21 protein-coding genes are annotated in these 19,370 nt (G+C 63.8%); 9 read left to right on the top strand and 12 right to left on the bottom strand.

Going from position 1 to position 19,370, the window contains the following annotated elements; genetic code table 11:
* Positions 1 to 29: 29 nt before the first annotated feature.
* On the bottom strand, positions 30 to 785 hold the full coding sequence (locus AC1RGE_RS18470) for a COG4705 family protein (protein ID WP_015636788.1): 756 nt from the start codon (positions 783 to 785) through the stop codon (positions 30 to 32).
* Between the two features lie 376 nt (positions 786 to 1,161).
* Between AC1RGE_RS18470 and AC1RGE_RS18465 the strand changes: the two genes are divergently transcribed.
* Both AC1RGE_RS18465 and AC1RGE_RS18460 read left to right on the top strand, forming a co-directional pair.
* Complete coding sequence (locus AC1RGE_RS18465) at positions 1,162 to 1,497, top strand: hypothetical protein (RefSeq protein WP_053153492.1); 336 nt, start codon at positions 1,162 to 1,164, stop codon at positions 1,495 to 1,497.
* A gap of 164 nt (positions 1,498 to 1,661) precedes the next feature.
* Positions 1,662 to 2,291, top strand: coding sequence for a flavin reductase family protein (locus tag AC1RGE_RS18460; RefSeq protein ID WP_011063061.1), 630 nt, complete (start codon positions 1,662 to 1,664; stop codon positions 2,289 to 2,291).
* 9 nt (positions 2,292 to 2,300) lie between these two features.
* Here AC1RGE_RS18460 and AC1RGE_RS18455 read toward each other — a convergent pair whose 3' ends face one another.
* Both AC1RGE_RS18455 and AC1RGE_RS18450 read right to left on the bottom strand, forming a co-directional pair.
* Positions 2,301 to 2,573 (bottom strand): hypothetical protein, encoded by a 273-nt coding sequence (locus AC1RGE_RS18455; RefSeq protein ID WP_011063062.1) that lies wholly within the window; start codon positions 2,571 to 2,573, stop codon positions 2,301 to 2,303.
* A gap of 9 nt (positions 2,574 to 2,582) precedes the next feature.
* Positions 2,583 to 2,948 (bottom strand): putative quinol monooxygenase, encoded by a 366-nt coding sequence (locus AC1RGE_RS18450; protein WP_011063063.1) that lies wholly within the window; start codon positions 2,946 to 2,948, stop codon positions 2,583 to 2,585.
* Positions 2,949 to 3,278: 330 nt separating this feature from the next.
* Between AC1RGE_RS18450 and AC1RGE_RS18445 the strand changes: the two genes are divergently transcribed.
* A complete protein-coding gene (locus AC1RGE_RS18445; RefSeq protein ID WP_019092978.1) occupies positions 3,279 to 4,208 on the top strand; it encodes an AraC family transcriptional regulator in 930 nt (309 codons plus the stop codon).
* Between the two features lie 7 nt (positions 4,209 to 4,215).
* On the opposite strand, the gene AC1RGE_RS18440 is transcribed toward AC1RGE_RS18445, so the two are convergent.
* Complete coding sequence (locus AC1RGE_RS18440; RefSeq protein ID WP_011063065.1) at positions 4,216 to 5,664, bottom strand: aldehyde dehydrogenase family protein; 1,449 nt, start codon at positions 5,662 to 5,664, stop codon at positions 4,216 to 4,218.
* Positions 5,661 to 7,298: a 5-guanidino-2-oxopentanoate decarboxylase gene (locus tag AC1RGE_RS18435; RefSeq protein WP_011063066.1), complete on the bottom strand. Its 1,638-nt coding sequence runs from the start codon at positions 7,296 to 7,298 to the stop codon at positions 5,661 to 5,663. The genes AC1RGE_RS18440 and AC1RGE_RS18435 overlap by 4 nt, the downstream gene beginning before the upstream one ends.
* A gap of 159 nt (positions 7,299 to 7,457) precedes the next feature.
* On the opposite strand from AC1RGE_RS18435, the gene AC1RGE_RS18430 reads away from it, so the two are divergent.
* Entirely contained in the window at positions 7,458 to 8,339 is an 882-nt protein-coding gene (locus AC1RGE_RS18430) for a LysR substrate-binding domain-containing protein (RefSeq protein ID WP_011063067.1), read from the top strand.
* Positions 8,340 to 8,443: 104 nt separating this feature from the next.
* On the opposite strand, the gene AC1RGE_RS18425 is transcribed toward AC1RGE_RS18430, so the two are convergent.
* Positions 8,444 to 9,058 carry an NAD(P)-dependent oxidoreductase gene (locus AC1RGE_RS18425; protein WP_015636794.1) on the bottom strand — a complete coding sequence of 205 codons (615 nt, stop codon included), beginning with the start codon at positions 9,056 to 9,058 and terminating at the stop codon, positions 8,444 to 8,446.
* 69 nt (positions 9,059 to 9,127) lie between these two features.
* Positions 9,128 to 10,012 (bottom strand): MBL fold metallo-hydrolase, encoded by an 885-nt coding sequence (locus AC1RGE_RS18420; protein ID WP_072442658.1) that lies wholly within the window; start codon positions 10,010 to 10,012, stop codon positions 9,128 to 9,130.
* Between the two features lie 113 nt (positions 10,013 to 10,125).
* Between AC1RGE_RS18420 and AC1RGE_RS18415 the strand changes: the two genes are divergently transcribed.
* Together AC1RGE_RS18415 and AC1RGE_RS18410 are read left to right on the top strand one after the other, a co-directional pair.
* A complete protein-coding gene (locus AC1RGE_RS18415; RefSeq protein ID WP_342400737.1) occupies positions 10,126 to 11,031 on the top strand; it encodes a LysR family transcriptional regulator in 906 nt (301 codons plus the stop codon).
* A gap of 141 nt (positions 11,032 to 11,172) precedes the next feature.
* Positions 11,173 to 11,349, top strand: coding sequence for a hypothetical protein (locus tag AC1RGE_RS18410; RefSeq protein ID WP_015636796.1), 177 nt, complete (start codon positions 11,173 to 11,175; stop codon positions 11,347 to 11,349).
* Here the strand turns inward: AC1RGE_RS18410 and AC1RGE_RS18405 are convergent.
* Entirely contained in the window at positions 11,342 to 12,256 is a 915-nt protein-coding gene (locus AC1RGE_RS18405) for a helix-turn-helix domain-containing protein (protein WP_011063072.1), read from the bottom strand. The genes AC1RGE_RS18410 and AC1RGE_RS18405 overlap by 8 nt on opposite strands.
* 396 nt (positions 12,257 to 12,652) lie before the next feature.
* On the opposite strand from AC1RGE_RS18405, the gene AC1RGE_RS18400 reads away from it, so the two are divergent.
* Positions 12,653 to 14,170, top strand: a complete 1,518-nt coding sequence (locus AC1RGE_RS18400; protein WP_019092982.1) for an MDR family MFS transporter — start codon at positions 12,653 to 12,655, stop codon at positions 14,168 to 14,170.
* A gap of 65 nt (positions 14,171 to 14,235) precedes the next feature.
* Here AC1RGE_RS18400 and AC1RGE_RS18395 read toward each other — a convergent pair whose 3' ends face one another.
* The 4 genes from AC1RGE_RS18395 to AC1RGE_RS18380 form a co-directional block, all read right to left on the bottom strand.
* Positions 14,236 to 15,081 carry a cache domain-containing protein gene (locus AC1RGE_RS18395; RefSeq protein WP_072442656.1) on the bottom strand — a complete coding sequence of 282 codons (846 nt, stop codon included), beginning with the start codon at positions 15,079 to 15,081 and terminating at the stop codon, positions 14,236 to 14,238.
* Between the two features lie 123 nt (positions 15,082 to 15,204).
* Complete coding sequence (locus AC1RGE_RS18390) at positions 15,205 to 16,044, bottom strand: coiled-coil domain-containing protein (RefSeq protein WP_011063075.1); 840 nt, start codon at positions 16,042 to 16,044, stop codon at positions 15,205 to 15,207.
* Positions 16,045 to 16,150: 106 nt separating this feature from the next.
* On the bottom strand, positions 16,151 to 17,143 hold the full coding sequence (locus AC1RGE_RS18385; RefSeq protein ID WP_011063076.1) for an NAD-dependent epimerase/dehydratase family protein: 993 nt from the start codon (positions 17,141 to 17,143) through the stop codon (positions 16,151 to 16,153).
* A 125-nt stretch (positions 17,144 to 17,268) separates the two neighbouring features.
* Entirely contained in the window at positions 17,269 to 18,168 is a 900-nt protein-coding gene (locus AC1RGE_RS18380; RefSeq protein ID WP_011063077.1) for a LysR family transcriptional regulator ArgP, read from the bottom strand.
* Positions 18,169 to 18,278: 110 nt separating this feature from the next.
* On the opposite strand from AC1RGE_RS18380, the gene AC1RGE_RS18375 reads away from it, so the two are divergent.
* Together AC1RGE_RS18375 and AC1RGE_RS18370 are read left to right on the top strand one after the other, a co-directional pair.
* Complete coding sequence (locus AC1RGE_RS18375; RefSeq protein ID WP_011063078.1) at positions 18,279 to 18,683, top strand: ACT domain-containing protein; 405 nt, start codon at positions 18,279 to 18,281, stop codon at positions 18,681 to 18,683.
* A gap of 2 nt (positions 18,684 to 18,685) precedes the next feature.
* Entirely contained in the window at positions 18,686 to 19,288 is a 603-nt protein-coding gene (locus AC1RGE_RS18370) for a LysE/ArgO family amino acid transporter (protein ID WP_011063079.1), read from the top strand.
* Positions 19,289 to 19,370: the final 82 nt, after the last annotated feature.

Below are 19,370 nucleotides of genomic sequence, written 5' to 3'. Positions count from 1 at the left end.
CAAGCCGGCTCCTACAGAGGCTGTACAGGTCAGGAAAGTTCGGCAGCGCCCTGGCGCCCATCGCGGTTCTGGGCCCAGGCCGCCCCCACGATCATCACCAGCAGGATTCCCGCCAATACCGCCGACGAGCCGATGGTGCCGAAATCCAGGCCGCCTTTTTCGTGGGGTTTGGTGAGGAAGTCGCCCAAGGTTGCGCCGAACGGCCGGGTCAATACGAAAGCGACCCAGAACAACAGCACCGACGAGAGCCTGGTGAAGTACTTGAGCAGCACCACCACGGCGATGGTCAAGCCGATCAACAGCGCCCCGCCGGCAAAGCCCAGCCCCGAATCGTCCGCCAGGTAGTCGCCGAGGGCGGTGCCCAGGGTGTTGGAAAACAGGATCGCCATCCAATAGAACATCTCGCCGCGAAAGGTCTGGATCTTGTTGACGTTCAGCGAGTCGCCGCTCAGACGCCAGAGCGCGAAGATCGCCAGCAGAATACCGATCAGTATCAACGAGCCACTGGCATAGCCCAGGCCCAGGGTGCGGTCCATGAAATCCGACATGGTGGTGCCGGCGGTACTGGTGGAGAGGATCACGATCCAGTACAGCACCGGGTTGTAGGTCTTGGACCACAGCTGGGTGACCAGGGTCAGCAGGAACACACTGATCAGAATCATCGAGCTGATGGCATAACCCACATTCAGGGTCATCGACAGCAGATCCCCCGCTGTTTCGCCGAGGGTGGTCGCGCAGATTTTCATGACCCAGAAGGCCAGGGTGATCTGGGGTAGCTTGTTCATTCGCAAAGGTGCTCCAAAGGTCGCATTCAAGGCGGCCTGTCTATGGACTGCAGGCCTGCGCGGAGGCTGAACGTCAAGGGGTGAAAAACAGGTAAGGCGCGGATGAAAAAATCGTTGAAATATTTTCTTACAAGCAATCTGCTCAATTAATGATCAGTTAATGCTGGATGCATAGCCTGCTAATGAATCCAAGTGGGTACTTGGCTCGTCTATGCAGTGAGGCTTGAACGCGGTATTTGGCGGCGAGGGCTGACCTCATAAACATCGATAAAGTAGATATTTATAAGCATTAATTTGCGCTTTTATATCAACTTTACCGGAGTAGGATTCATCCCAAGCCCAACGTATTCACCTCAACGAACCCGGAGTCACCATCATGAAAAGCAAACTGATCCTCGCCCTGACCCTCTCGGTACTGGCTGCCAACACCTTCGCCGCTGATGGCTACGATCGCACTGGTTCCGCCACCTTCGCTGCCGATGGCTATGACCGCACCGGTTCAGCTACCTTCGCCGCCGATGGCTACGACCGCACCGGTTCCGCTACCTTCGCCGCTGATGGCTACGACCGCACCGGCTCCGCCACCTTCGCCGCTGATGGCTACGACCGCACCGGCTCCGCCACCTTCGCCGCTGATGGCTACGACCGCACCGGTTCCGCTACCTTCGCTGCCGATGGCTACGACCGCACCGGTTCCGCCAGCATCAGCTGATTGATGCACCTGACACCACAGCCCGGCCTTGGCCGGGCTTAGTCGTTTCTGGCCAGGGGAAAACACCCACAGCGTGGAACGCTCAAGGGCCAGGACGCTGGAATTGGGCGATTGCGCACTGCACTATGACGCCCTTAACTCGCCCCAAGCAGGAACCTTGAGCCATGCCCGACGATATCCACTTTTACCAACCTGCCCTAGGCCACGGCCTGCCCCACGACCCGTTCAATGCCATCGTCGGCCCGCGCCCCATCGGCTGGATCTCTTCCCAGGATCGCGAGGGTCGCCTGAACCTGGCGCCCTACAGCTTTTTCAACGCCTTCAACTACATTCCACCGATCATCGGTTTCTCCAGCGTCGGGCGCAAAGACAGCCTGAACAATATCGAGCAGACCGGCGAGTTCGCCTGGAACCTGGCCACCCGACCTCTGGCCGAGCAGATGAACCAGAGCTGCGCCGCAGTCCCGGCCGAGGTAAACGAGTTCGAACTGGCCGGCCTGACCCCCGTGGCGTCGAAAGTCATCAGCGTGCCCCGGGTAGCCGAGAGCCCGGTGTCCTTCGAGTGCAAGGTCACCCAGATCATTCAATTGCAGCGGGCGGACAAGGAACTGGTGCCGAGCTGGCTGATCCTCGGCGAAGTGGTCGCCGTGCATATCGCCAAGTGGCTGCTCAAGGACGGGATCTACGACACCGCCGCGGCAGAGCCGATTCTGCGCGGCGGCGGGCCGGCGGATTACTTCCAACTGGGGCCAGAGGCTCTGTTCAGGATGCACCGCCCGGGGGCAGTCAAATAGCGCTTGGACTCAGTAGTTCTTCCAGCTCAATTCGCCGTCCTGATCGACGTCGGCCAACTGTTCGAGTTGTTGTGCGGCAGCCTGGTCGGCGTCATGCGCCGTCTTGAATTTCTGCTCATCCAGGACTTTATGAAAGCGTGGTGCGCTTGATGCGCCGAGAGCCTTGACGGCGATGGCGGCGCTGTATCCCCCCTCCCCTGGAACCACAGCGGAAACTGCTTCGTAGTGTGCAAACTCTTTGCGTGCCATGTTGCGAGTCCTGGCCAATGAAAAGTCGGCCATTCTAAACCTTCAACTGGCCAGCTTGTGCACCGGCGCCTGCTGTAGTTGCGGATATTCGCCATGGGCTTGCAGCGCCGACACGGTACTGAAGGTATGAAAATCCAGGCTGTTGACCACCAGGTCCTGCACCAGCTCGGCAAAGATCGCCATGGCCGGGGAATTGAAATAGGCCGTCATCGCCTGCTGGCTGCTCCAGAAACCGGACACCAGCCACAGGTCGGCATCGCACTGCGAATGCTGCAGGGCAAAATGCAGGCAACCACAGGCCTGGCGGGACGGTTCGATCAGGCTGCTCAAGCGCGCACCCAGCTCCTTGGAACGCCCGGCCCGGGCTCGGACAAAGGCCATGTGACTGACGGGAATATGCGTGGACATGTGCGACCCTCCCAGGGTGTTGTCGAGGCAGCCATGGGACGGGCTGCGACAGGATCAACGATACGGGGCAGGCCCTCGCGCGCGTTAGTCGATTTCTGCCGTTGATTTGCCCAATCCTGCGACAAGCCCTTTGCTCCCTCCCCGACTCCGCGCCATTGGGCAAAAGCATGACAACGGTGTTTCAAGCAAGTGAAGCTCAGGAGCCTCGGCTGATCTTGCCTATCGCGCGCGCAAGCAGCAGGATCAGGCAAGTTTTACGCAGGATTCGCCTACCCGCGCTTCTTGCACAAACTTAAGCTGTGCCGACTGCAAACACTCGGAGGCTGCCCCATGCCATCACTGGAAACCCCGCCACCGCCCCTGGCCCCGGAGATGGAACGGCAGCGCGTGGAACTGGCCGCGATCATTGCACGCAACACCGCCGAGGACGGCAGCTACGCCACGGCCATCGACTCGTTGTTCGTCTCGCGCCACAGCAGCTCTCATCAATTCGGTTCTGTGCTGGCACAGCCGGCGCTGTGCATCATGGCCCAGGGCCGCAAGGAAGTACGCCTGGCCGATGAAAGCTACAACTACGACCCCTTGAATTACCTGGTGGTCTCGGTTTCCGTCCCCCTGAGCGGCAAGGTGGCGATCGTTTCACCAGAGGAGCCGATCCTGGCCTTGCGCCTGGACATCGACCCCGGGGAAATCAATGCATTGATTGCCGATGCCGGCCCCATCGGCGTACCCGCCCGGCCTACCGGGCGCGGCCTGTACGTGGAGCGCCTGGACCCGGCAATGCTCGACGCGGTGCTGCGCCTGACCCGCCTGCTGGACACCCCGAAAGACATCGCCATGCTCGCGCCGCTGGTACGCCGGGAAATTCTCTATCGCCTGCTGCGCAGCCCCCAGGGCCACCGCCTGTATGAGATCGCCACTGCCAACAGCCAGGGCCACCGGGTCAACCAGGCCATCAAGTGGCTCAACGGCAATTTCGTGCACCCGTTGCGCATCGATGATCTGGCCCGGGAGGTGAACCTGAGCGTCTCGACCCTGCACCACCGCTTCAAGGCCATGACCGCCATGAGCCCGCTGCAGTACCAGAAACAGTTGCGCCTGCAAGAAGCCCGGCGGCTGATGCTGGCCGAGGGGCTGGAGGCTTCGGTGGCGGGCTATCGGGTGGGTTATGAAAGCCCGTCGCAGTTCAGCCGCGAGTACAGCCGCTTGTTCGGCGCGCCGCCGTTGCGGGATATGGCGCGCCTGCGGGTGAGCAGCTGAGGCCTGCCTAACGAGCGCGGATCACATGCTTGATTTCCTGAAAGGCCTGTAGCCCCCAGGGCCCCAGTTCACGACCGATGCTGCTCTGCTTGTAGCCGCCCCACGCCGTCTGAGGAAAGATCACCTGGGGCGCATTGATCCACACCAGACCGGCCTGCAGGGCATTGGCCACTTGCTCGGCATGCGCTGCATCCGCTCCCACTACGCTGGCCACCAGCCCGAACTCGCTGTCATTGGCCATTTCGATGGCCTGCTGCTCGTTGCTGAAACTGCGCACGCAGAGCACCGGGCCAAAGATCTCCTCACGCCATAGCGCACTGTCCAGCGGCACCTCGGTGAACACCGTGGGCTGGATGAAATACCCCTGCTGCAAGCCGGCCGGGCGGCCACCGCCGCAGACCAGCTTGGCCCCCACATTCAAGCCTTCCTCGATATGGGCCTGCACCCGCCGGTATTGCGCCTGATTGACCAGCGCGCCCATTTCCACCTCGGGGTCGAACGGGTCGGCCACACGAATGGCTTCGGCCCGGGCCTTGAGGCGCAACAGGAACTCATCGGCCAACTCATCGGCCACCAGCACTCGGCTGGTGGCCGAGCACATCTGCCCGGCGTTGAAGAAGCCGCCGCCACAGGCCAGCTCCACCGCCAGATCCAGATCGGCATCCGCCAGCACCAGCAACGACGACTTGCCCCCCAGCTCCAGGCTCACGCCCTTGACGGTTTCCGCCGCGCGTTGCATCACCTGGACCCCCACAGCGTTGCTGCCGGTGAAGGAGATTTTCGCCACTCGCGGGTCGGCTGCCAGGGGCGCGCCCACTGCCAGGCCGGTGCCGCAGACCAGGTTGAACACGCCCCGGGGCAAGCCGCTGCCGGCGATGATTGCCGCCAGTTCCAGTTCCGGCAAAGGGGTGACTTCGGAAGGCTTGAGTACCACGCTGCAACCGGCCGCCAGGGCCGGAGCGAGCTTCCAGGCGGTGGTGACCATGGGGAAGTTCCACGGCACGATCAGCCCGACGATGCCACAGGGCTCGCGGCGCAGGCGGGCACTGAAGGCCTCGCTGGGCAGTGCCACGTTGGCGTCCTGAGCGGCATCCAGGCCTTCGGCCAGCCCGGCGTAGTACTCGAAGGTGGCAATCACATCGTCCACATCCATGGCGGCCTCGAATTGCGGCTTGCCGTTGTTGCTCGACTGCAGGTGCATCAGTTGCTCCCGGCGTTCGGCCACCCCGGCCGCAATCCGTCGCAGGACCGCGGCACGTTCAGCCCCGCTGCTGTGCGACCAACGCGCAAGGCCGGCGCTGGCAGCGCACAGCGCCTGCTCCACGGCCTCGGGACCGCCACCGGCAACCTGGGCCAGTACGCCCTCGGTGCTGGGGTTGATCACCTGCAGATGCTCGCTGCCCGCCAACCATTGGCCGTCGATGTACAGCCCGTTCAACAGGGGTTGCGCGCTCATGCCTGTACTCCTTGGGTCCAGCGGTTCTGATCGACCTCTATCAGGGTCGGGCCCTGGCGATCCGCCGCCGAGCGCAGCGCCGCGCGCAGTTGCTCGACGCTGTCGATGCGCTCGGCGGCGCAGCCCAGGCCCTTGGCCACGGCAATGAAATCCGGGGTGTAGATGTCGACGCCCACCGGCTCGATGGCGCGGTTGACCATGTATTTCTTGATCTCTTCGTAGCCCTGGTTATTCCACAGCAGGACGATGATCGGGGTGCGAGCCTCCACCGCGCAGGCCAGTTCCGAAAGGGTGAACTGCAAACCGCCATCGCCGATCAGGCAGGCCACCGGCCGTCGCTGGCTGGCGTGCGAACCGCCGCCGAGCCAGGCGCCAATGGCCGCCGGCAAGGCATAACCCAGGGTGCCGTAGCCGGTGGAGGAGTTGAACCAGCGTCGTGGCTGCTCGGGGTTGAAGGTCAGGTTGCCGCTGTACACCGGCTGGGTGGAATCGCCCACCAGGACAATCTCCGGCAGTTCCTGGACCACAGTCTGCAGAAACAGGGTCTGGGCCTGGGTCGGGCCGTCCCAGAGCTGGCTCAGCTCACTGCGCAAGGCGGCGGCGCGGACCTGGCCCCAGTCGCTGCGACGCGCTGCCAATTCCAGCCCGGCAAGTTGCGCCAGCAGCGCTTCGGCAGCGATCCGGGCGTCGGCCACCAGCGCCACTTTCGGCGGATAGTTGCGCACGGTCTGGTCGGCATCGATATCGATACGCAGCAGGGTAGCGGGAATCTCGAAACCACCGGCGAAGGTCACGTCGTAATCGGTTTCCGCCAGCTCGGTGCCAATGGCCAAGACCACATCGGCCTCGGCCACCAGGGCCCGGGTCGCCACCATGGACTGGGTGGAACCGATCAGCAGCGGATGCGCCGAAGGCAGCATGCCCTTGGCATTGATGGTCAGGGCCACCGGCGCTTGCAACAGCTCGGCCAGGCGGGTCAGGGCCGGGGCGGCATCGATGGCGCCCCCGCCCGCGAGAATCAGCGGCCGCTTGGCACTGGCCAGCAGTTGGCTCATCTGCGCGACAGCGGCCGGGGCGGCGCCGGCGCGGGCGATCTGCACCGGCTCGCTGGTCAACAGGTGGTCGGCGTCCTGGACCAGCACATCGAGGGGAATCTCGATATGCACGGGGCGTGGGCGCCCGGCCTGGAACAGGGCAAAGGCCCGGGCCAGCACCGCTGGCAACTCGTCGGCACACATCAGGGTGTGGGAAAACGCCGCCACGCCACTGACCAGCGCACTCTGGTTGGGCAGCTCGTGGAGCTTGCCGCGCCCGCCCCCCAACTGGCTGCGGGCCTGCACGCTGGAGATCACCAGCATGGGAATCGAATCGGCGTAGGCCTGGCCCATGGCGGTGGTGATGTTGGTCATGCCGGGGCCGGTGATGATGAAACACACACCGGGCTTGCCGCTGGTTCGGGCGTAGCCGTCGGCCATGAAGCCGGCGCCTTGCTCGTGGCGCGGAGTCACATGATGGATGGGCGAACGGGCCAGGCCGCGATACAGCTCCACGGTGTGTACCCCGGGAATGCCGAACACCTGCTCGACGCCATAACCTTCCAGTAGCTTGACCAGTACTTCACCGCACGTCGCCATCTCATCGCCCTTCTTATTGGAGGAAAACCGCACGTCGGCCACAGGCTGGAAAACGCCTGCGGGCGCCGATAGAGGGGCTATTGGAACGGTGGGCCTGTAGCCGCAACAATGGATAAAAAGTCATACTAGCCATGTCCCCACGTCATGCCTCGGCCAGCCATGAAACGCCTTCCTCCCTTGCCCGCGCTGCACACTTTTCTGATCACCGCCCAGTGCTGCAACTTCACTCGCGCCGCCGAGCAGTTGCACATCACCCAGGGAGCGGTGAGCCGGCAGATCGCCGGGCTGGAAAGTCACCTGGGCTATCCGTTGTTCCTGCGCCAGGCCCGGGGCCTGAGCCTCACCGCCGAGGGGCTGGAATGGCTGCCACGGGTGCAGCAGGTGTTCGAAATGATCAATGGCGCGGTGGACGAGATCGGCGGCCAGAAGCGCAACCTGCGGCTCAAGGCCCCGACCTGCGTGATGCGCTGGCTGCTGCCGCGGTTGCTGCAGTGGCAGAAGGAGCGCCCCGATGTGCCGGTGCAACTGACCACCACCATTGCCCATGGCGTGGATTTCGGCCGCGAGCCGTTCGACGCCGCGGTCATGTACGGCGCGCCACCGGCACCGACCCTGGGCTCGCGACACCTGTTCAATGAACAGCTGACTCCGGTCTGTTCCCGGCCCCTGCTGGAAGGCCCGGTGCCGCTGACGAGCCCCAGAGACCTGCAACAGCACCTGCTGCTGCACCCCTCCCATGATCAGCGGGACTGGCAAACCTGGCTCAAGGCCGCTGGCACGCCCCTGGACACCCTGGGCAAGGGCCAGCACTTCGAGACCCTGGACCTGGCGATGTCCGTGGCCTCCCAGGGCACAGGCGTGGCGATTGGCGACTGGGCATTGATTGGCGATGACCTGAGTGCCGGGCGGCTGGTCATGCCCTTTGAATTGAAGGTGCCGACAGGGCAGGCGTATTACCTGGTGTACCCGGAGCGCCCGGGGCCTTCGCCGGCCCTGCAGGAACTGCTGGACTGGCTGGTGGAACAGGCCCGGCAGCGCTGAAATACCGGCAGGCAGATAATAGCCCCGCGAGGGGCCTTCAACGCTTGCCGGAACAACCCGTTAGCCGCCTGCAACAGGCGGCTAACGGGTCAATCAGCCAGTGATCAGTAGCCGACGGTGAAACGCTGACGGCTATGGGCCGGCTTTTCCACCTCGTCGAGCATGGCGATGGCGTAGTCGGCAAAAGTGATCCAGCTGCGGCCCTCTGCGCTGACCAGCAGGTCGTCCTGGCCCAGGCGGAAGTGCCCGGTACGCTCACCCTCGACGAACTCCGCCGATGGCGAAAGGAAGGTCCAGTCCAGGTCCTGCTCCTTGCGCAGGGTCTCCAGGTACACCCCGCCGGCGCTGGCTTCGGCCTTGTATTCCTCCGGGAAGCCCGGGCTATCGATGACCTTGCTGCCACCCGGCAGCAACAGCGAACCGGCACCGCCTACCACCAGCAGGCGCTTGACCCCGGCCTTTTTCACCGGGTCGATGATGGCATTGGCAGCGATGCTGGAAAAATGCGCCGCGCTGATCACCACATCGTGACCGGCCACTGCCGCTTGCAGCGCGGCGCTGTCGGCCACATCCACATCGCGGCTGACCACGCCGGCACGCGGACCGATCTTCGCCGTGTTGCGGGCGATGGCGGTCACGCTGTGGCCGCGACGCAGGGCTTCTTCCAGCAGTTGGCTACCGGCACGGCCGGTGGCACCAATGATTGCGATCTTGCTCATGACATGTCTCCAGTTGGCTAAGAGAGTACAGAGGCATCCGCCCCCACAAGGGAGCGGGTCAAACCGTTTTCACCACTTCATTTCGCCCTTGGCGACCTTGGCGCTCAGCTCCAGGGAGCTGTCCTCGCCCAGGTCCGGGTAACGCTTTTTCATGGCCTCGATCAGCTCGGCGGAATCCTTGGCCTTGGCGGTTTCCTCGTCGAAGGCCTTGATGTAGTCCGCGGTGAAGTGCACCGGGGCCAGGGAACGCGCGCTGTCACCGAGGAAGTGCCCGGGGATCACGGTCTTGGGTTGCAGGCTGTCGATGGTCTTGAGGGTAGCCAGCCAGTCCGCATGGGACTGCGGGGTCTGGGTGTCGGCCATCCACACGTGGATGTTTTCCGCGACCACCACGCCACCGACCACCGCCTTGATCGACGGGATCCACACAAAGCTGCGGTCCGGCTGCTTGCCGTCCAGGCCAATGACGTCGAGCTTCTGCCCTTCCAGGGTCAGGCTGTGGCCCTTGAGCACGCCCGGCACGATGGTCTTGGCCGGTACGTCAGCGCCCATTTTCGGGCCCCAGAACGCCAGCTTGCCATCCACCGTGGCCTTGATGTGATCCACGGTCGGCTGCGAAGCCACCACCTTGGCGTCGGGGAAGGCGGCGGTCAGGGTGTCGAGGCCGAAGTAGTAGTCCGGGTCACCATGGCTGATGTAGATGGTGGTCAAGTGCTTGCCGCTGGCGCGGATCTTGTCCACCAGTTGCTGGGCCTGGGACTTGCCGAACTGGGCGTCCACCAGGATCGCGTCCTTCTTGCCGCTGACCAGCACCGAGGTCACCGGGAAGATTGCGTTGGCGCCCGGGTTGTAGACATCCAGGCTCAGGGTCGGCTCGGCGGCCGCGGCATGGGCGGCAAAGCCCAGGGTGGCAGTGGCCAGCAGCAAGCGTTTGAGTGAAGTGAATCCGATCATGAGGGCAGCTCCGGCATCTGTTGGCTGGGTTGGGATGGACAGAGCTTAGTTGCCAGACTCGTTACAAAAAATGCGATGCTTGAACATAGTTTGTTTCTGAAAGCGGGCAAATCATGGATCGTCTCCAAGCAATGCGGGTCTTCGTCACCGTCGTCGACCTGGGCAGCCAGTCGGCCGCCGCCGATCACCTGGACCTGTCGCGTCCGGTGGTGTCACGTTATCTGGCGGAATTGGAGGACTGGGTCGGCGCCCGGCTGATGCACCGAACCACGCGCAAGCTCAGCCTGACCGCCGCCGGCGGTGAGATCCTGCCCCGCTGCCGGCAGATGCTGGAGCTGTCCAGCGACATGCAGGCCGCGGTCGGCGAGCCGGACGATGCACCCCGCGGCCTGCTGCGCATCAGCGTCAGTACCTCGTTCGGCCAGTCGCAACTGGCGGAGGCCGTGGCCGACTACGTCAAGCGCTACCCGGGGGTCAGCATCGACCTGCAGATGCTCGATCGCACGGTAAACCTGGTGGATGAACGCATTGACCTGGCGATCCGTACCAGCAACGACCTGGACCCGAACCTGATCGCCCGGCGCCTGACGGTCTGCCGCTCGGTGATCTGCGCCTCGCCGGCCTATCTGCGAGAGCACCCCGCGCCCCAGCGGGTGGAGGAACTGAACCGGCACAACTGCCTGACCCACTCCTACTTCGGCAAGAGCCTGTGGCATTTCGAACAGGATGGCGAACAGGTATCGGTGCCGGTGCAGGGCAACATCAGCGCCAACGAGGCCAGCACGCTGCTGCGCACCACCATGGCCGGCGCCGGGATCGCCATGCTGCCCAGCTACCAGGCCGGTGAGTACATCAAGCGTGGAGAGCTGGTACGCCTGCTGCCCCACGCCGAACCGCGCACGATGAACATGTACGCGGTCTATGCCTCGCGCAAGCACATGCCGGCGACCTTGCGCAGCATGCTCGACTTCCTGGTCCTCAGGTTTCCCCAGCAACCGCTCTGGGACGAAGGTTTGTAGATAGATGCACGGCGCTGGCCAGGCTGCTCGATCCAACTGCTGAATACCCTGCCAAACAGGCCGGGCAAGCCCACGCAACTGACCTATGCTGATAACAGTACCCCTTTAAACCAAAGGGGTATGGGTTCAGAGGTCGTTGCCATGAACGTCAAGACAAGAAGGTACCTGGCCATCTTCATGACCTGCACCGTGACCCTGGCGCTATACGGTACTGCCGCTTATCGCGTGGAGCAGGCGCGCATGCAACCGCGCAACTACGCCAGTTGCAACCTGGAGCGCTGTATGCCCCACAACGCCACCTTGAACGCCCTCAGGTGAGCGTCAGCGAATCGGCGTCGCCGGCCTGATCGGCCTTCAGGCGGTCGCGAAATACCTTGGGCGAGATCCCCTCCCGGCGCCGGAACAGCCGGGTGAAGTTGGTGGGGTCGGAAAACCCCAGGTCCGCGGAAATCTCGTAGATGGTCATCCCGGTGTAGGTCAGCAGCCGCTTGGCTTCCAGTAGCTGGCGTTCGTGCATGATCTGCAGCGCGGGCTGCCCTGCCAGTTCACGGCAGGTGCCGTTGAGGTGCGACACGGAAATGCCCAGCTTGTGGGCCAGGTCCTCGACCTTCACATGCTCGCGGTAATGGGCTTCCACCAACTGGATGAAGCCATTGAAATACTCACGGGCCCGCTGGGGACGCCGGCTGGCACTGCTGCGCTGCAACGCCTGGCGCCCGACCCAGACCACAATCATGCTGACCAGCGCATGCATGAGCATTTCCCGGGCCGGCTGCTGCCCCTGGTACTCCTGCTGCAAGGCGGCGAACAAACCGTTCAGGTACGCCTCGTCTGCCCCCGTCGGATATCCCTCGGGCCTGGCCAGGGTATTTTGCCCCTGCCCCAGTTGGGTTTGCAGATGGCTTACCAGCGGCGCTGCCAGCGTCACCACATAACCTTCTATGTCTTCGGAAAACCGGAAGCCATGGACCGACAGCGGCGGCAGGACCTGGACCATCGATTTGTCCAGCAGGGTACGCTGGCCTTCGATCTCCAGTTCCGCCTGCCCACGGTATACAAACAGCAACTGGCAGAGGTCGGCATGCCGATGGGGCTTGATTTCCCAATGGTGCTCGCGGCTGCGCTGGCTGATGGGCTCGCAATGAAGCAGGTCCGGGGTAGGCCAGTCCAGGCTCTCGCCATAGAGCTTGAACACCGGAATCGACGCAAGGGCAGGCTTGTTCATCACTACAGTCCAGGCCTCAGTGTGACGGGCGACGGGGGCGCCAGCGGGCGAACCATCAGACAACCGCCAGGGCTCTTCGATAAACGAATACGCCCGGGCGAAATGCAAGCAATAGCAACATCAATGGACATTGACCGGGCCGGTGTTCAGAGCACCGGCCCAGTGCCGGGCACTATACAGAATGCGTCCCATTACCAGCTAATTACCGCCGAATAATCTGCGTTTTCGTCTGACCGCCCAGGTCTTCACAGAGCATCGTTTCCATCAGTTAAGCCCAGATGAAAAATCCCCGGAGACTTCCTTGTATGGCTATCTAGTAGGCTCCTATCTAGTACACTGAAGCGCACTTCCACCGGCCTTGCTCCGCCGGGTCAATCTCTGCCCGCAGGTTCTTTCGTGACCCACTTCCAACAGCCCGTCTCGCCCAAACCGGCCATTCGCAGCGTGCTGATCGCCCTGATGCTGGCGATCTTTCTCGGCGCCCTGGACCAGACCATCGTCGCCGTCTCCATGCCGGCCATTTCCGCCCAGTTCAAGGACGTCGGCCTGCTGGCCTGGGTGATCTCCGGCTACATGGTGGCGATGACCGTGGCAGTGCCCATCTACGGCAAGCTCGGCGACCTCTACGGCCGCCGCCGCTTGATGCTGTTCGGCATGGGGCTGTTCACCCTGGCCTCGCTGTTCTGCGGCCTGGCACAGAACATGGAGCAACTGGTGCTGGCGCGGATTTTTCAGGGTATCGGCGCCGGCGGCATGATCTCCGTGAGCCAGGCCATTATTGGCGACATAGTTCCGCCTCGGGAGCGCGGTCGCTACCAGGGCTACTTCAGCAGCATGTACGCAGTGGCCAGCGTCGCCGGCCCGGTGCTGGGCGGCTACATGACCGAATTCCTTTCCTGGCGCTGGGTGTTCCTGATCAACCTGCCTCTGGGCCTGGGCGCCTGGTGGGTGGCGCATCGCACTCTGATCGGGCTGCCGGTGCCCCAGCGCAAGCCGATCATCGACTACCTCGGTACCGTGCTGATGATCATCGGCCTGACCGCCCTGCTGCTGGGTATCACCCAGGTAGGCCAGGGCTATTCCTGGCGCAGCGCCGAAGTGCTCGATCTGCTGGCCATCGCGGTCATCGTCCTGGCACTGTTCGTCTGGCATGAGCGCCGGGCCCGGGAACCCCTGCTGCCGATGCACCTGTTCACCAACCGCAACGCGCTGCTGTGCTGGTGCACGATCTTCTTCACCAGCTTCCAGGCCATTTCCCTGATCGTGCTGATGCCGCTGCGCTTCCAGAGCATCACCGGCGCCGGGGCCGACAGTGCCGCCCTGCACCTGCTGCCGCTGGCCATGGGCCTGCCAATGGGCGCCTATTGTGCCGGGCGCCTGACCTCGGTCACCGGGCGCTACAAGCCGATGATCCTCAGTGGCGCGCTGCTGATGCCGCTGTCGATCCTCGGCATGGCCCTGGTGCCGCCGCAGGCGGAGCTGCTCAGCGGCCTGTTCATGCTGCTCTGCGGGATCGCCGGCGGCATGCAGTTCCCCACCTCCCTGGTGGGCACGCAGAACTCGGTGGAACAACGGGATATCGGCGTGGCCACCAGCACCACCAACCTGTTCCGCGCCCTCGGCGGGGCGGTGGGCGTGGCGCTGATGTCGGCGTTGCTGCTGGCCTTGCTCCAGGATTCCAGCCTGGCCCATCTCGGTGGCGCCGGGCTGATGGTTGAAGGGCACTCCGGCAATGCCCTGCTGGAAGGCCTGAACGCCGCCCCCGGCCCGGCGCGGGACGCCTTGCGAGCCGAGTTGCTGACGACCTTCAAGCATCTGTTGCTGGTCAGTGCCGGGGTATCCCTGCTGGGGCTGGCAGCGGCGATCGCCATGCCCAATCGCCTGCTGCGCGGTCGTGAAGACAAGGCGCGTTAACCCACCCCGAGCTCCTGTAGCCGCTTTGGTCGACAGCCTGCGGCAGCGGCTGCAGGACAGCATGATCAAGGGCTGTAGTAGCCCACCGCAACCAGCAGATTCCCTACCTTGCGCAGGTAGGCGTGCTTGTCCTCCACCTTGCCGGTCACCGGGTTCTTCCAGCGGTATTGGTATTCGCCCTGATCCTCGCGAGCCATGAGCGCCAGCATCGGCTCGCCCACCGGCTTGCCTTCGGGATCCTTGATCTTGGCGAAGTCGGTGTTGAGCAAACGCAGGTTGGTGCCATGGGCCAGGTAGCGCCGGCTGTCCATGTCCACCACGAACACGTACAGATCGTCTTCGAGAAAACCGCCCTGCAACTGGTTGATCGCCTTGAGCGTGCCGTTGCGGTCCGTGCTCAGGGCCGTGGCTGCCCTCTCCAGCAATGCCCTGGCCTGCTCGGCCGACGCCCGGGGCTGGTAGTAACCCACCGCCAGGATGCGTTCGCCGACCCGCTGGAAATACACATGCTTGCGCTCGATCTTGCCGTCGGCCCAGTTCTGCCAGCGGTACTCGGCCTGCTGGATGCCATTGCCCTCGGGCGTCTTCAACGCTTGCTTGAACGCCTTGCGCAGGTCCGGCCCCAGGACTTGCGACACATCACGGCCAATCAACGCCGACGAGGGACCGCCACTGGCCAGCATCACGCCTTGGGTATCCACCACGAACACATAGCGGTCGTGGTCGACGAACTCGCCCTGGCGGCTGAAGGCAGCGAATGCCTTGTCGCCCTGATCGTGGTAGTAGCCCAGGGCCTTTTCCAGCAGCGCCCGGGCCGCCGCGCCATCATCCACCGACGGCGCCGCCTGCAGCGGGCCCAAGCACAACAGCAGCAGCCAGCCCACCCAGGTATTTCCAAGCCACAGTCTCATCGCCCGCTCCTCGTTCGTGTTGGCGTTCGAAGAGCGTAGACGGCTGCAGGATATGCGGAAACATTCAGCACACGGGGGGTGAACCGACGCCTTCCCACGCCAGGCGTGGGAAGGCGGCCCCCATCAAGGGCGGGTGTTGATCTGCTGCTGCAGGTTCTGGATCTGGCTTTGCAGCGTGTTGATGTTGCGGGTCACCTGGCCGCGAAAGGCGTCGAACTCGGCAGTGCTGGCACCGTTTTGCGCAGCGGCGGGACGGTTGTCCTGCTGGCTCTTGAGCACGATCAGGTCCTGTTCCAGACGCTCGATGGCGGCGCTCGGATTACCCTGTTTCTTCAGCGTGGCCAGGTCGGCGCCCAGGCTCTTGAGCTGGGCATCGACCTTGCCATTGTCGGTCTGGGCGCTTTTCAGGCTCGCCAGTTCACCGCTCAAGGCTTTCACCTGAGCCTGCAACTGGCTGTTGGCTGCTTGCTGTTCGGCGGTCTGCGCGCTCATCTGCGCCAGGCGCTTGTCCAGATCGGTGGCCTGCCCCGCCACGCCCTGCTGCTGTCGGCTCTGGTCCTGCAGGCGGCTCTCCAGTTGCTTGATCTGCAGCTTCAGCGCTTCACTGTCCGTGGTGACATTGGTCTGGCTGGCCACCACCTTGCCGGAGATGTCCTGCAGGCGTCCGGCCGCTTCCTCACTGATCCTGGCGAAGCTTTCCTGGGTCGCCACCAATTGCTGTTCCATCAGCGAAATCTGCTGGAAGCTCCACCAGGCAAGGCCGATGAAGGCAAAGAACAAGGCGCCCACCAATGCCCAGAGCGGGCCGGTGCTGGGGCTCTTGACCTTGACTACCGGCGTGCCGCGCGAATGCACGGAGGTACGCTCGCGGGCAGCGCTGGTGGTGGGGAAGACATCGTCGTCGAGAGGATCGGCGCGCAGACTGGGAACGTCGTCGAAGTCATCGTTTGCATCGTTACGCATGGGGCAACCTTTGTGAAACGCGGTGGTGGCTGAGTGCGGCGAGTATAAACCGCTAATTCGCCCGGCCAATGGACCGGGCCGGGCAAACTCGGTTCAGTCTTTGGTTTCAGCTTATGTCCTGGGCTTTCCACCAGGCGCAGAACTCATCCAGGGCCGCCCACAGGCTGACCTTGGGCTCATAGCCGAGATAATGCCGGGCACGGCTGATATCCAGGGTGAAATTCTTGTTCATGACCTGCATTCCCAGGCGCGACAGAGTCGGCTCCGGTCGCCCCGGCCAGAGCTTGCAGAAACCTTCGTTGAGCGCCGCCACGCCATAGGCCAGGCCGAAGGAGCGATAACGGGTGACTTGCGGCACCTGCATCTGGCGCATCACATAATTGACCACATCCCACAAAGGCACCGGTGTGCCGTTGCTGATGTTGTAGGCCTTGCCCAAGGCCGAGCCGCTGGCGTGCAGGCTGCTGAACAACGCCTCGTTGAGGTTGTGCACACTGGTGAAATCGACCTTGTTCAGGCCGTTGCCGACAATGGCCAGGCGGCCCTTGCGCTGCATCTTCAACAGCCGCGGGAAGATGCTCATGTCGCCGGCGCCGGTGACGAAGCGCGGGCGCAGGGCAAGCACTTCAAGGCCGAACTCCTGGGCGCCGAAGACCTTTTGCTCGGCCAGGTACTTGGTGGCCGCATAAGGATGCCGGAAGCGCTTGGGCACTTGTTCCTCGGTCAACCCCAGGTGATCCCGGCCGTCGAAGTAGATCGAGGGCGAAGACAGGTGCACCAGCCGCTGCACCCGCTGCTTGAGGCAGGCTTCGACCACGTTCTCGGTGACCAGCACATTGCCCTGGTGGAAGTCCTGGTAGCGCCCCCACAAGCCCACGGCACCGGCGCAATGCACCACGCTGTCGACGTCACGGCACAGCTCGCGCACCAGATCGGCATCGCTCAGGTCACCCTGGACGAACTCAGCGCCACGGCGCACCAGATGCTCCACGGCTTCGGCGCGACGGCCATTGACCCGCACCTCCAGGCCCTGCTCAAGGGCAAAGCGGGCGAAGCGCCCGCCGATGAAGCCGCTTGCGCCGGTAACCAGAATCTTCATGAAATATTCCTAAGAAAGCAGTGACGAGCTACGAGCTACAAGCTGCAAGCTGCAAGCTGCAAGCTGCAAGCTGCAAGTTAAAAATCAGTGCGCAAGCTGTCTACTTGCAGCTTGTCGCTTGACGCTTACGGCTGCTCCCAGGGCACCAGCCATTGTGCCGACAAACGTGCCAGGTGCTCGGTGAGCAGCCCCAGCAATTGGCCGCCGTTGCGCCAATGATGCCAGTACAGCGGCACATCGATGGGTTTATCCGGCAACAGTTCCAACAGCAGGCCCCGCTCGAGCTGCTCGCGGACCTGCAACTCGGGCACCAGCCCCCAGCCCAGGCCGGCCTCGGTCAGGCGAATGAAGCCCTCGGAAGACGGGCACAGATGATGCTCGAAAGCACCGTCCACGCCCAGGGAAGCCAGGTACCGATGCTGCAGGAAATCGTCGGGGCCAAACACCAGCGCCGGTGTGCGCGGCAACTGCTCGGCACGCACGCCCTGGGGAAAATGCCGGACGATGAATTCCGGGCTGGCCATGGCCCGGTAGCGCATGGCCCCCAGCAGCAGGCTGCGGGCCCCGGCCACCGGGCGCTCGCTGGCACAGACGCAGGCCGCCACTTCCCCGGCGCGCATGCGCTTGAGGCCGACGGTCTGGTCTTCCACCACGAGGTCCAGGAGCAGATGGTGCTCGGCGCAAAAATCGCCCACTGCGCCAGCCCACCAGGTGGCCAGGCTGTCGGCGTTGAGGGCGATGCGCAAGCGCTCCGGCAGGCCCTCCTCGTCCAGCGCCGGCACCAGGCTTTGCAGGTCGCGCTCCAGCAGGCGCACCTGCTGCACATGGTTGAGCAGGCGCCGGCCGATTTCCGTCGGCGCCGGCGGCGTCACCCGCACCAGCACTGGCTGGCCGACCCGGGCCTCCAGCAGTTTGATCCGCTGGGAAATCGCCGACTGTGACAAACCCAGCACCTGGGCCGCCCGCTCGAACCCTGCCTGCTCGATCACTGCGGCCAAGGCCGAGAGCAACTTGTAGTCGAACATCAGTTTTCCTAATGAGAGATCAGCAATATTGGTTTTTCTTATACAACCCGGGCCGGGAAAATAGCCAGCGTAAAGCCTCAGCAATGCCTCTTCGTTCAAGGATTCCGTTCATGGCCGGTGAAACCTCCCTCGCAACCCTGCTGCGCAGCATGAGCCCGCAGCTCAATGACGGCGAGTACGTGTTCTGCTCCCTCCCCGACCGCAGCCTGCTGCAGGACTGCGAAGTGCTGGGCAGTTTTCGCGAGCGCGAAGGCCTGACCGTGATTCTCCCGCGCCAGCAGGCCGAGCGCCTGGGCCTGGGCTTTGACTATGTAGCCGCCTGGATCACCCTCAACGTGCATTCGGCGCTCGAAGCCGTGGGCCTGACCGCTGCCTTCGCCGGGGCCCTGGGCAAGGCCGGGATCAGTTGCAACGTGATCGCCGGCTACTACCACGACCACCTGTTTGTCGGCCAGGCGGATGCCGGGCGGGCCATGCAGGTATTGCAACAACTGGCCGCCGGCGAGGAGCAATAACCATGTGGCAAAGCTATGTGAATGGCCTGTTGGTGGCCTTCGGCCTGATCATGGCCATCGGTACTCAGAACGCTTTCGTCCTGGCCCAGAGCCTGCGCCGCGAGCACCACCTGCCGGTGGCGGCACTGTGCGTCACCTGTGATGCGCTACTGGTGGCGGCCGGCGTGTTCGGCCTGGCCACCGTGCTCACCCAGAGCCCGATGCTGCTGGCGGTGGCACGCTGGGGCGGCGCGGCATTCCTGATCTGGTATGGCGCCCAGGCATTGCGCCGGGCCTGCTCGAAACAGAGCCTGCAGCAGGGCGAAGGACAGACCGTGCGTTCGCTGCGGGCGGTGATGCTCAGCGCCCTGGCGGTGACCCTGCTCAACCCCCACGTGTACCTGGACACGGTGCTGCTGATCGGCTCGCTGGGGGCCCAGCAGACCGAACCGGGCGCCTATGTGGTGGGGGCCGCGAGCGCTTCGCTGCTGTGGTTCTTCACCCTGGCGCTGGGCGCCGCCTGGCTGGCTCCGTGGCTGGCGCGCCCGAGCACCTGGAGGATACTCGACCTGCTGGTGGCGGTGATGATGTTCAGCGTCGCCCTGCAGTTGATCAGCGCCGCGTGACTTATTCCAAAAGGCTCTGGAACCTCTATCCCACACAGTTGTTGCGTGGTTAAGCCGCACCCCCGGTGCTATGATCCGAACC

The organism is Pseudomonas sp. GW823-FHT02C05, from assembly GCF_058797595.1.
The sequence above is the reverse complement of the archived record's forward strand: the minus strand, read 5'-3'. Positions and strand labels throughout refer to the sequence as shown.